This is a genomic window from Formosa sejongensis, assembly GCF_033447105.1.
Classification (GTDB): Bacteria; Bacteroidota; Bacteroidia; order Flavobacteriales; family Flavobacteriaceae; genus Formosa.
The window spans coordinates 73,330-86,559 of sequence record NZ_JAWQUN010000012.1 but is presented as its reverse complement, the minus strand read 5'-3'; the positions used below and the strand labels follow the sequence as shown (position 1 = coordinate 86,559).

The following is a 13,230-nucleotide window of genomic DNA, read 5'->3' as shown; positions in this document are numbered from 1 at the left end:
TTGAGTTCATGAAAATAGACACTGAATAAAAATCTAAAGTGTTTAATTCAGTCTCAATATTTCATGCTTAATTTACAATATGTTGTATTAACTTAAAAAATCTGAATCCATAAATTTGGGATTAGGATACGTATAAAAACCTTGACCTGATTTTACACCTAAGTGCCCTTTATCGACATATTGGGTTTTTATAAAATCTGCTAACAGGCTTAAGTCTTTATGTTTAGGTTGTTCCCCTAAACCTTTTAGAATATTATATAGGGTTTCTAAACCTACCATATCCATAATAGCAAAAGGTCCTAATTTTACACCTGTGCTAATCATCCATGTTTTATCAATGCTATAAGGATCAGAAACATCATTGGCTAATAAGGCAGTTGCAGCCGTGAGCAAAGGAATTAATAAAGAGTTTAAGACATATCCAGGTTGTTCTTTCTTAAGAATAATAGGAACCATATCTATAGCTTTTGCAAATGCTACAACTTGATTAAATATCACTTCATCGGTTTCTGGAGTTCCCATAATTTCGGCAACATTTGCATCCCAAATACCATTTGCAAAATGCATCGCTAAAAATTGTTTAGGTCTACCGGTTGCTTTTACAAACATGCTCGGTACCATAGAAGATGAATTGGTAGTGAAGATTGTTTTTTTAGGAGCCACTTTATTTAGTTCCTTGTAAAAACTGTTTTTTATTTCAATGTTTTCAGGAACAGATTCACTTATCAAATCAGCATCTTTTACAGCTTCTGCTAAATTTGTTGTGTAGGATATTCTATTTAAAGCTTGCTCAATTTCTTGAATGGTTGCACCTCTTTCTGCTATAAATAATTCTGAAAATTGTTTGTGAAAGGATTGACTTGCTGCGATACCTTTATCAAAAGCATCATAAATGATAACGTTAAATCCTTTAAATGCCGACTGCCAAGCGATTTGAGAACCTAATGTTCCTCCGCCAGCAACTGTAATGTTTTTTATAGTCATAATTATAAGTTTTATATTTCGTGCTACTCTAAAATAATTCTGTTTAGGTTAAAAATGTTTTATAAATACCAGTTTAGTTTTATTTGTTTTACTAGGGGCTTAGTCTTAAAGGTGTTAAAGATAAAGATAGTAGTATTCTTAATTTTTATAGAAATAATTTACATTTTTTATAATATTTTTCGTTTTCATTAAGTTTCTAATGATTCTAACCAGTTATACGCTGTAATTTAAGATTTGAGTTCCACATTTTTATTACTTTTGGCTAAACTAAATAACCGTTTTTATGAATATTATTAAAACAGCCTCACTTTTAATAGCTACCTTACTTGTGGTTCCTATTATTAGTTATTTTTTTGGAACGCCATTAAGTGATAGTGATTTTATGGCTCTTAAAACCGTAATGTATATTAATTTAGGAGTTATTATATATTGTTTCGCAATAGGGGAGTTAACCGATAATAAAAGTCAGGTTGATAAACTTTGGAGTTTAATACCTATTGTTTATGCCTGGGTTATAGCAGATTTCGGGAATTATTCACCCCGTTTATTACTCATGTTAATTTTAGTTGCCATTTGGGGAATCCGACTTACCTATAACTTTTCTAGACACGGTGCATTTACAATTAAATTTTGGGAAGGCACAGAAGATTATAGATGGCAAGTTTTAAGAAGTAAACCAGAATTTCAGGCGCGATGGAAATGGACACTTCTAAATTTATTTTTTATTTCTGGCTATCAAAATATTTTAATTTTACTATTTACACTTCCAACTTTGGTCGCTTTACAATTTAATGAAACGCCTTTAGGAGTTTTAGATTATATAGCGGCAGCTTTAATGTTGTTTTTTGTGGGTTATGAAACCGTTGCAGATGAACAACAATGGCGTTTTCAGAGTAAAAAGCATGCCTTAATTAAGACTAATAAGTCTCTTATAGCACCTTATAATAAAGGGTTTTTAGATTCTGGTTTATGGGCATTTTCAAGACATCCCAACTATTTTGCAGAACAAAGTGTTTGGGTTTCTTTTTATTTGTTTAGTGTTTCTGCCTCTGGACAGTGGATTAATTGGAGTATTGCAGGCTGCTTGCTATTAATTGTATTATTCCAGGGGAGTTCCGATTTTTCAGAAGAAATTAGTAATAGTAAATATCCTGAGTATAAAGAGTATCAAAAAAGAGTGTCTCGTTTTTTTCCATTTAAACAGAAATAACGATAAGGTTTTCGTTTTTATTTCTATTGGTTTAACATCGTGTATTTCAATTAATATTTGATTAATTTAACCTTTTCATGTAACCGTTAAATGTAAAATATCTTAAAATCTGTTAAAAAATTATTATTACATTTGCCGCTTGTTAACCACAAATTATAATAATAAATGAAACATTTTTACAAACTTTTTGCAGTAGCTTTTATCTTCATTTCTTCTGGTGTTTTTGCACAAGAAACAAAAGTAGGAGTTAGACTAGGAGTAGGATTGCCAAATCTTCAAAATAAAGACAACAATGTTTATAGTAAAGACTATTCTACAGTTGCTGGTTTTGATGGCGGTATATTTATGGACTTTGGCCTAACTGAAAATTTCTCTATTAAAACAGAATTATACTATGCAAGTAAAGGGGGAGAGCGTAATGGAATGCAGCCAATACCTCCAACACAATTACCTCCAGAATTCGGAGCACTTGTTGGTGATAATCCTATTTTTGCTGATTTTGATAACAGAGCTGTTTTTAATTATATCGGGATTCCTGTTTTAGCGAAATACGAATGGAATTTAGGTAAAAATTGGGGCGTGTATGCAAATGCTGGTCTTTATGTTGAATTTATTGTAGATCCTAAGCAAGAAACTTCTGGGACAAGCCAAATGTTTTTTGATGAAGCTGGGACCATGCCAATTCAAGTGCCTCATAATGTAGGTACAGACACAGATCCAGTTTATATTTTAGTAGATCTTCCTCCAATGGATTTAACAGCAACTACCGATGTTAACAGTGAAGTCGCTAATATGGATTTTGGTGCCATGTTAGGTGGTGGAGTTAGTTACCAAGTTGGTGAAGCTGGCGAAATTATTTTTGATGTTCGTGGATCTTATGGTTTTATTCCTTTACAAAATGATACAGATACTTATGGTACTGTACACATGGGAAGCCTTACGTTTTCTCTAGGATATGCATATGCTTTTAAAACAAAAAAGAAACAAAATATAATTCCTGTTAACTAAACGATTATAAGGAGTTAAATGTATTAAAATCTTGAAGGAATATTTTTCTTCAAGATTTTTTTTTAGATGATCAGTTTATAATAATTCAATTGTATGTCTCAAGTTGAAAAAAAGAGTAAAAAGGGTGTTTTATTGCCTCCCGCAGTAGGGTACTCGTTCCAAATAGTTTTAGGGTTAATATGGAATAATAAAATTGATTTTCGGTATTACTTCAGATTATTTATTATCATCGTAGTGAATCTAATAAACTACCCGTTTCGGACTTACGAACGTCTTTTTATTAATCCGAAATATAAAAAGCAAGACATTAAAAATCAACCTATTTTTATACTAGGCCATTGGAGAAGTGGGACCACGCATTTACATAATTTACTTTGTCAGGACGAGCAAATGGGATATACTACGACTTACCAAAGTGTCTTTCCAGATACCACTTTTAATATTTTAGGAAATGCATTATTTCAAGGCTTTGCTAAGGCCTTAATGCCAGGGAAAAGAGCAGGAGATAATGTGGCTTTAGGTACAGCATTACCACAAGAAGAAGAGTTTGCTTTAGGTGATAAAACACCAATAAGTTTTTATTATTTCTGGATGTTCCCTTTTAGAATTAAAGACTATTATAAACGTTTTATATTGTTTAAAGGTATTGATTCTGATCAAGCAGAGGAATGGAAATCGAATTATAAATTGCTAATTAAAAAGGCTTTAAAAAACACGAATAAAGAGGTGTATCTTTCTAAAAATCCACCGAATACGGCACGAATTAAAGTTTTGTTGGAAATGTTTCCGGATGCAAAATTTATTCATATTCATAGAAATCCTGTAGAAGTGTTTTTATCGACGCATAATTTCTTTTTAAAGATGTTACCTCATTTGCAATTGCAAAATATGCCACAAGACACCATGGATATGGTGGTCATGGATTTGTATAAAAATTTAATGGCTGATTATTTTGAGCAACGTGAATTAATACCAAAAGGAAATTTGATCGAAGTGTCTTTCGATGCGCTTCAAAAAGAACCATTACATGTTATTAGTAGTATATATAAGGAACTAAGTTTAACAGGATTTCAAGTTTCTGAAACGCGATTTAAATCGTATATAGAGAGTAAAAAAAGCTATAAAAAGAATACACATAAAATTACGAAATCCCATTTAGCCGCATTAAAAGAGACGTGTGGATTTATCTTTGAAGAATATAATTATAACATGCCAGAAAATATAGAGATTTTAAATGATTAAAGATAGTATTAAATACGGCTGCCTGCTTCTTATTTTGATGTTTCAAAATGGATTAGCGCAAGAAAATTGGAAAATGGAGAAAGAAGAAGACGGGATTAAAGTCTATACGAAACCAGTAAGCACTTCAGATTTTAAAGCCTTTAAAGCCACAATGACAATTGACCAAAGTGTACAATCCTTTCTTGCTGTAATTTACGATATTGATGGACTGGCAACTTGGGGATATAAATTAAAAGATGCGTCGTTACTTGAAAAATCAGGAGACTCACTTCAAATTTATTATGCCGAGGCTAAAGTGCCATTCCCGTATAAAAACAGAGATGGTGTATATTCAAATAGTATTAAATGGGATACTAATACAAAAACGCTATTTGTAGATATTAAACTCCTGGAAAATTATATGGCTGCAAAAGAAGATCTTGTTAGACTAACAGGAAAAGGATTTTGGAAAGCTAAAGTATTGGATTCTGGAAAGCTCGAAATTATCTTCGAAATGCAAGTAGATCCAGGCGGAGGTATACCTGCGTGGATGTCTAATATGTTTGCAGACGACACTCCATATTATACGATGTTAGCCCTTAAAAACGTGATTAAGAAAAGTAAATATCAGAACAAGACCTTTAATATTATTAATTAAAGGTTAGTTATAAATAGTAGAATTTAAAATCTCAAATTGTTTGATTTGAGATTTTTTTATGGATAAATTTTAACCACTTATAAATTTAGTAGATTAATAAGTTATTTGATTTGTAGTGATCTAAATACGTTTCGGCACCAATTTGATTTATAGTGATATAAAAAACCACAGGATTAAATTATTTATAATTTAATCCTGTGGTTTTGAACTTATACGTTATAGGATAGTGTTTTTTAATCTATCTTAAGTTTATCAACATCAAACTCTTCATCAGTAAGACCTTGATCAAATTTTATGTCTTTCATGATAATTTGTGTGGAATGATTTTTTTGTAAATCAGTCATTTCAACTTCTTTTGCATACCAATAATTATCTTTTTTAGCATACGTATAAGTAGCTAGTTTTTCATAGATATTATCTTTATCAAAAAAGGCCATTTTTATAGGGTAATAATTTTTTTTGTCTATAGAAATTATAATCTTTGAATAGGTGGTTTTGTCTTCTCTAGGTGTTAACTGTAACATATAGTACTCTTCGGAATCAGACTTAACAAGCGTTGGTATATATCTGTCGTTATACGGAATTCCACTCATGTCTTCATAAGAAAAATCAGTTCCAGTAAACGCCTGACTTTTACTTAAAAGTGAGATTTTTATAGGTTTCCCGAAAGAAGGCATATAAACCCACATGATACCTCCAGGAAGACTTAATGTTGCTATTCCTGCCTTTTTTTCTGGTTTTGTATAGCGGTACATTTTTCTATCAGTCCCTTTTTGTTTATAAGCGGCTTCACGTACTTTTTCGTCTTCACGTTTATTAGTTGTGGTCATTACTATAGTCGCGACCCTATCTTTAGGAGCAGACATTAAGTTGTCCATGTTTTGTAAAATGGTTTCAGCATTTTGTGCTTCTGAAGTAGAAGAGAAGGCTAAAAAAATAAAAGTAAATAGATATAAAATGTTAAGCTTCATTGGTATTAGTTTTTAATGTTTTTTGTTATTGACAAGAATTAAAATAGCAGGAAGTAACGTGATTGCTCCAAGCCCAGAGCTTACCATGCTTATTGCAATTAGTAAGCCGAAATATTGTAAAGGCACCATATCTGAGAAAACCAACATTAAAAAACCAGCAGAAACGGCAACGACATTAATTATAATGGCATTTCCACTTATGATAATAGATTGTTGAATGGCAGTTTTAAAGTTCTGTGTGTCTTTTAAGACATGATTAAAATGCGAAATAATATGAATGGAATAATCTATACCTATTCCTAAAGCGACACTCGCTACTAAAACGGTTGCAATGTTTAATGAAATACCAGATAAACCCATCACTCCAAATAGAATAATTATGGCGGCTATTATTGGAATAGTTGCATAAAGTCCACTTTTAAATGATCGTAAAATAAGTCCAACAATAAAGATGACAAATATGATAGCTATGGAAATACTTCCCATTTGACTGTTAATTAAACTTTGATCCATAGTAATGTCTACAAAAGGCATTCCTGTTATTTCTATCTGACAATCATCGGTTGAATTTTCTTCTATAAAGGTATTCATATAGTCTGCAAAAACCTTTTTAGATTGATTGTCTGGCGACTTAAATTTTGAAATGATAATACCTTCATCTAAATCCTCACTTACAAAACGTTCTAACACTTCATTACCATCTAAGAAAAACCAAAGTTGTGCAATTTGTTCCGGATCTTCAGGAACGTCTCGTTGCCCGGTTATTGCAAAATTTAGTTCAGATATTAAATTAACAATAGACATGGAGGTGTAAATATCAGGACTTTGCTCCATGTATTTCGCTGTCTTTTGCATGGTTTTTAAAACCTCAGGATTTTGCATGTCTCCCTTAAATAAAACAAATACAGGTTTGGTACCTCCAAATTTGTCAACCATTATTTTTTCGGCTAATCGGGTTGGATTATCTTTTTTAAAGTATTCTTGAATATCTACACTGCGTTCTATTGAAAATAAACCAACAACACTAATTGCTATAAGTAAAATCCAAATTAGTAAAATGCGTTTTGGGTATTTAAATAATACGCTATTTAAAGGCTCTAAAAAGTGTTTAGTTAAAAAGGAAGTCTTAGGGTTTAGTATTTCAGAAGTGACTTTTTTAGATTTGTTAAACGACATGATTGCTGGAACAAAAAAGATGGATAGCAAGCAAGCAAATAAAGTTCCTAAAGCAGTGAAAACACCAAAATCTACTATCATCTCTAAATATGCTCCAAAGATGAAAGATACAAAACCAATCACGGTAGTTGTTGCTGCTAAAATAACAGGAACCAATACATAAGCAAGTGCTGTTTGAACCGTATTTGGCCTATTTTCTGCACGAAGTTGGTTTATCCTATTTATAACATGAATGGCATAAGCGCTTCCAATGGCTAATAAAATGATAGGGATATTATTAGAAATCATAGACATGCTGTAACCTAATAAGCCCATTAGTCCTAAACTCCAAATAATTGAAATCACAGCAGTTAAAAGTGGTAAAACAACTCCAGAAATAGTTCTAAAACTTAAGAATAATATTAAAGCGATAACTAAAAAAGCCAGGGGTAGTAACTTGGTTAAATCACTTTTCATTAATTCCGAAATATAAGTTACAAGCATTGGAGAGCCCGTATAATAAAGTGTTTCGGGTAAATGAAGTGCTTCAGTTTTTTTTAATACATTTTGAGCAACGACATTAACAATAGCTTCGTCTTCAAGATTAAATATGATAAGCGTCGACGTTTCATCATCAGATACAATTGTACCTTTGTACATGTCGTTAGAGAGGATGTTATTTCTAAGTGTTTTAAAGGCTTCGGGTGTTGTTGGTAGCTCCGATTCATCAACCAATTGGCCAACTTCAATACCATAATCACTTCCTTTAATGTTTATAATATTTGTTAAACTTGAAACGGAAGCGATACCCTCTATTTTTTCAAGAGTATCTGTTAGCGTTCTTACATGTTCTAAAACATCTGTTTGATAGATATTATCTGTTTCTAGAATAATAACGCCCATATTATTACCACCAAAATTTTTGCTGATATGTTTTAGAAGTTTTGCATGTTTATCATCATCAGGTAAGGATTTGATGATATCTGCATCAATTGTCAACTTCGATAATTGATATCCAAAAAACAAGGTGCTTAGGACGACGAAAACAATCGTAGCCCATCTTAAAGAGACTATTTTTTCGGAAATTTTATTACTATTAAATGCCATATCAGTGAAAATCTTATGCTTTAAAAAAGGACTTTAAATATCGTGATTTTTATTTTAGATATAAAACAAAATGTTTACCATATTTTTGGAATAATAGCTTTTCTGTTTTTAGGATAATTGTTAAAATTTTCGCGATACCAGCTGTGGTGTTTTAGAGCTCTTGGTAGTAAGTTTGCAATAGTCCAAATTAAGAAACACGTTGCGGGTAAGTTCCATGCCATGATGGCAAAACCCGTCCATTGTACAATTTCGCTTAGGTGGTTTGGACAAGAAATATATTTAAATAAATAACCATGTGGAATTTTGTAACCGACTTCATTTGGTGTTCTTAAATTAATTAGGATATGGTCACTAATTTGATTTGAAATAAAACCAAAAACAAAAAAGGTTAGTCCTAGATAAAACATCCAACTTTGAAAAGCTAAGGTGCTATAATTTTCAAAATGAGCTAAGAAGTAACCGTTTAGTCCTGCATTTATAACATTGAAAAATATGGCAGAAATAACAATGGTTAGAGGCATTTTTTTGTATTTAGTACGAATCCTAAAAGGAAAAATAAAGGTTCTGTTGAAATAATGAAACAACCACAAAAGACTAAGAAATTGTGCGTAAAAACTCTGATTGTAATTTAAATAGAAATATAAAATTATAGCAAAGGAGGGAAGTTCCATTAAAATCCAACCTAATTTATTGGATATTTCTGGCCCCCAGCCTTTCTTTAGATGTCTACCATAAGGAGCAGTTACAAATTGTAATAAAATAAATGTTGCAATACCTATAATTGCCCAAATAACACAGATTTTATTAAACAGTTCTATATTCATATTTTATGCTTTAAACCATGTAATTAAGTCATGGATTGTACTTTTAGTAGATCTTACTTTATGATTTAAGTTTTTAATCGCTTTAGATGAATCCATGTTTTTTGGTGCTTTTTTTAAAATAATCAAACTTTCTCTAGTTACTGGCCATCTCATTTTAAAAAGGAAATTGAATATATAAAAAAGGGGACTCAATAAAATAAGAATATCTAATGGAATTACCATTAATTTTTTATCAGGATTAGCCATTTTAGCTATTTCCTTTAAACTATAATAGTGTCCTCCCAAAAGATAAATCTCACCATTTTTTCCTTTTGTAAAGCTGTTAATAATGGTTTGTGAAAGATCCCTTATATCAACCAAATTATAGCCTCCTGTTGTAAGCGCAGGAATATTTCCTTTATACATATCAAGAATAGTTTGTCCAAAATGCGATGGATTATAATCCGGAGGACCAATTATAGAAGTTGGTCTAAGTATTAAAGCTTCTAAATTTTTAGTGCGGACTGCGTTTAAAATATGTTGTTCAGAAAGTGCCTTTGTATACCCGTAAAGAAAATCGTTTTTTGTTTTGTAAGGTCTGTTTTCATCAAAAGAAACATCATTTTTTGTCTCTTCTACAGCGTTCGATGAGCTTATATAAATCATTCGAATATTAGTATTCAAACAGGCTTCAATAGCAATTTCAGTGCCTATAACATTTGTTTGGTATACTAAATCTCGGTTTTTGTCACCAATAGAAATTATACTCGCAGCATGAACTAATAGAGATGTGTCATTAATCAACCTTTCAATACAATGCTTGTCCGTTACATCTCCTTTTATCCATGATAAATTAGGATGTTTAATTTGGGGTAAGTTGTTTTTATATAATGCTTTTACATTAAAATCCTGTTTTAAAAGGAGCTCTATTAAACAAATTCCTAAATGACCACTTCCTCCAGTAATACTTATGTTTTGAACGTTTGTCATTTAATTATGTAATTATGGATATCTGTATTAACTCAAAAGGGTTATTATTGTCAGTTTGAGCGGAGTCGAAAACGATTACATACAATCTCGATTCCATTCGATAGGGCACTAAATTAATTATAATACTACGTTATTACACATAGCGGACATTCAAAATATAACTTGTTTTCCTATAAAAGGCATTTATTTATTCTAAATTATTACGACAATTATTCTCCGTTGTATATTTTAGTTTTAATGCTCTGTTTTGAAAATTTACATGAATTTAAGTTCAGTTTTGCATCAAGGATTCAAGTTAAAATAGGTGCTTATTTCTAACCTTAAAGTTAAAATAAATATAATAATTAAACATGTAAATTGGATTGTTATAGAATATTGTTTTGTTTGTGAACATTTTTAATGAGCCATGGTCTCGTGTTTTTAATGAAATTCATATTAAAATTTTTTATTATGAACGCAAGGTCATTATATTTGTGCAAAGTTCAAGAAATGTCACGTCCAATAAAGAAGAGAAAAGTTAATGCTCCGCCGCAAATGGTTGGATTTAAGCCTTTTGGAATTGCGTTTTGTGAAGCAGAACAAGTTGCGATGCAATATGAGGAATATGAGACAATAAAATTAGTAATTTATGATGATTTATCGCAAGAAATTGCAGCAGATAAAATGGAGATTTCTAGGCCTACGCTTACCCGAATTTATAATAGTGCCTTAAAAAAAATAGGACAAGCTTTTGTAGAAGGAAAGTCAATTATTATTGAAGGAGGAGATTTTGAATTTGATAAAGATTGGTACAAATGTAAGCGGTGTTTTAAATTAATTACTGGTGATAAAAATTGTATAAAATGTGGAGATTGTCCTTCTTCTAATGAAGATGAATTAATAAATTTGAATAAATGAATGATGCACGCCAAACCGAATATAATACACTATAATAAAATTCTTTTTTAAATCAAATTAAAAAAACACTAAAAATGTACTGATTGGTAGATCAGTAAAGGATTCTCGTTAGAGAATTTCGTTCTAAAGAACGTTTTTAATTAAAGCACTTATGATGAATAACACACCTATTGAAGATCAATATAAAAGAACAAGTTTGTTTGAAAAAGAAAATGTGAATTATCTGGTTCACGTTTTAAAAAGATTTAATACAGTACCTAAAATAAATAACATAAATATTATTACCTCTAATACAGAGCCTAGTATATTTAAAATTATACCAAACAAATCAATTATAATTGGTGCGTTATATTTAAGAAAACCTGTCCTTGCTTTAGTCTATTTAAGATATGGTATTGAATGGCAACTGTGGTATAAAGCATTAAATAATAAAGAAGAAGACACTATTTTATGTGATATTGCTGCCTTTGAGGTTACTCGAATATTTTACCAATTATTACCTAAAGAGGATAAAGAAAAGTTAGCATCTCTTAATTATATTTTAATAGATTTAATTAAAAAAGATGAAGATTTAATACCTGAATTTTTATTAGAAAATAAAGAGTTACAAGCATTTCATGGGTTAGATAATACGAATAAAATCTTTAAAGAATCATGGAAACCTATAGTTAAAAATTTAGCAAAACCAACAGAATATTTATTAATGTCTGGTGGAGATCTTAGGTTAAATATTGATGAAATTGATTTACTAAATAAATATGGTTGCCGACCATTCCCAAGACCAGACGCCTTTACATTTGCATCATCTACAGCAACTAGTGTGTCTAATTTTGCTTTCGATAAAGCAGGAAAGGTAAGAAGTATCTTAATTAAAGATAGCTTAAGAAATGGTTTTAAAGATACCACTATGGCGTATTCTGAATCTTTAAAAAACAACCTAAAAAACATATTTGAACTAAATGAAGAATGTCAAATAATCTTTTCTCCATCAGGAACAGATTCGTCTCTTCAAGTTGCAGCTATAACTCAGATCATAACCGATAAGGATATTACGCATATTTTAATGGCTTCCGATGAAACAGGAAGTGGCGTAGCATCAGCATTACAAGGATGTCATTTTGAAAATTCAACGGCTCTAAATTTCCCAATAACTAAGGGCGATAAAATGGAAGATTTTCGAGATGTCGAATTGATTAAAATTCCTTTTAGAGATGAAAACGGTAAACTAAAATCATCAGATCAATTAGATGAGGAAGCGTTAGCTGCCATTTTAGAAACTCATAAATCAGGAAGACAAATTGTGTTACATGTTATGGATCATTCAAAATTAGGTTATCAATCTCCTAGTTTAAAAATGATGGAAAACTTGAACGCGCTTAAGGATCTATCTTTACAAGTTATTGTAGATGCCGCACAACTTAGGTTGGATCCCTTAGACATACAAAATTATTTAAAGAACGGGTATATTGTTTCTATAACAGGAAGTAAATACTTTACAGGTCCTCCATATTCTGGGGCTCTAATTCTACCTGAAAGTGTAAGTAAATTAATTAAATCTGTAAAAACTTCATTACCGCAAAGTTTAAACAAATACTATAATCATTCCGATTGGCCAGCATCTTGGTTTTGTTCAAAAGATTTATCCGACGGATTTAATTACGGATCTTATATGCGTTGGAATGCCGCTATAGTTGAAATGGATAGATACTATAAAACACCCATTCTATATAGAAATTTAGGTATTGAGATGTTTTGCAATTTTGTTGAAGATTCCATAAACGATGCTACTTTTTTAGAACCGCTTTATAGTGATTTAACAAAAACCGACAATTATAATAGTAATGAATTCGGAATACGAAATATACGTACAATCTTTCCTTTTTTCATCCTTAAAGATAACGAAGCTTTAACTGTAGATAAAGTGAAAAAGCTTTATATGTTGTTAAATTCTGATTTGTCTGATAAATTCGATGGTTTTCCATTAAAAACGATTAGGCTTGCAGCACAAAAATGTCATATCGGACAAGCGGTGAATGTAAAATATGGTAACGATTTGCAAAGTGCTGTTTTAAGAATTAGTTTGGGAGCAAGAATTATTTCTGAAAGCTGGGTGAACCGAGATATTAGTATTTATTTTAGAAATATTGAAGCACAAATGAATCAGATTACTATAATTATTAAAAAAATTGATCTGATCCTTAATAACCCCGAATTACTAGATTAATT

The 13,230-nt window shown here is 30.9% G+C and carries 11 protein-coding genes; 6 read left to right on the top strand and 5 right to left on the bottom strand.

Features of this window, described 5'->3' with window-relative positions; all coding sequences use genetic code 11:
- Positions 1-87: 87 nt before the first annotated feature.
- On the bottom strand, positions 88-984 hold the full coding sequence (locus R6X41_RS12550; RefSeq protein ID WP_318500686.1) for a 3-hydroxyacyl-CoA dehydrogenase: 897 nt from the start codon (positions 982-984) through the stop codon (positions 88-90).
- A 283-nt stretch (positions 985-1,267) separates the two neighbouring features.
- On the opposite strand from R6X41_RS12550, the gene R6X41_RS12545 reads away from it, so the two are divergent.
- From R6X41_RS12545 to R6X41_RS12530, 4 genes are all read left to right on the top strand, one after another.
- Positions 1,268-2,194 carry a DUF1295 domain-containing protein gene (locus R6X41_RS12545; RefSeq protein WP_318500685.1) on the top strand — a complete coding sequence of 309 codons (927 nt, stop codon included), beginning with the start codon at positions 1,268-1,270 and terminating at the stop codon, positions 2,192-2,194.
- Positions 2,195-2,359: 165 nt separating this feature from the next.
- Positions 2,360-3,202 carry a porin family protein gene (locus R6X41_RS12540; RefSeq protein ID WP_318500684.1) on the top strand — a complete coding sequence of 281 codons (843 nt, stop codon included), beginning with the start codon at positions 2,360-2,362 and terminating at the stop codon, positions 3,200-3,202.
- Between the two features lie 93 nt (positions 3,203-3,295).
- Positions 3,296-4,444, top strand: a complete 1,149-nt coding sequence (locus tag R6X41_RS12535; protein ID WP_318500683.1) for a sulfotransferase family protein — start codon at positions 3,296-3,298, stop codon at positions 4,442-4,444.
- Positions 4,437-5,081, top strand: coding sequence for an START domain-containing protein (locus R6X41_RS12530; protein ID WP_318500682.1), 645 nt, complete (start codon positions 4,437-4,439; stop codon positions 5,079-5,081). The genes R6X41_RS12535 and R6X41_RS12530 overlap by 8 nt, the downstream gene beginning before the upstream one ends.
- 233 nt (positions 5,082-5,314) lie before the next feature.
- On the opposite strand, the gene R6X41_RS12525 is transcribed toward R6X41_RS12530, so the two are convergent.
- From R6X41_RS12525 to R6X41_RS12510, 4 genes are all read right to left on the bottom strand, one after another.
- Positions 5,315-6,052: an outer membrane lipoprotein-sorting protein gene (locus tag R6X41_RS12525; protein WP_318500681.1), complete on the bottom strand. Its 738-nt coding sequence runs from the start codon at positions 6,050-6,052 to the stop codon at positions 5,315-5,317.
- A 12-nt stretch (positions 6,053-6,064) separates the two neighbouring features.
- Positions 6,065-8,314: an efflux RND transporter permease subunit gene (locus R6X41_RS12520; RefSeq protein ID WP_318500680.1), complete on the bottom strand. Its 2,250-nt coding sequence runs from the start codon at positions 8,312-8,314 to the stop codon at positions 6,065-6,067.
- 74 nt (positions 8,315-8,388) lie between these two features.
- On the bottom strand, positions 8,389-9,138 hold the full coding sequence (locus R6X41_RS12515; RefSeq protein ID WP_318500679.1) for a DUF1295 domain-containing protein: 750 nt from the start codon (positions 9,136-9,138) through the stop codon (positions 8,389-8,391).
- 3 nt (positions 9,139-9,141) lie between these two features.
- A complete protein-coding gene (locus R6X41_RS12510; RefSeq protein WP_318500678.1) occupies positions 9,142-10,107 on the bottom strand; it encodes an NAD-dependent epimerase/dehydratase family protein in 966 nt (321 codons plus the stop codon).
- A 450-nt stretch (positions 10,108-10,557) separates the two neighbouring features.
- Between R6X41_RS12510 and R6X41_RS12505 the strand changes: the two genes are divergently transcribed.
- Together R6X41_RS12505 and R6X41_RS12500 are read left to right on the top strand one after the other, a co-directional pair.
- On the top strand, positions 10,558-11,004 hold the full coding sequence (locus R6X41_RS12505; RefSeq protein WP_318500677.1) for a DUF134 domain-containing protein: 447 nt from the start codon (positions 10,558-10,560) through the stop codon (positions 11,002-11,004).
- A 151-nt stretch (positions 11,005-11,155) separates the two neighbouring features.
- The gene (locus R6X41_RS12500) at positions 11,156-13,228 is read left to right on the top strand and encodes a hypothetical protein (protein WP_318500676.1); all 2,073 of its coding nucleotides are present in this window, start codon (positions 11,156-11,158) and stop codon (positions 13,226-13,228) included.
- The last annotated feature ends 2 nt before the right edge of the window (positions 13,229-13,230 follow it).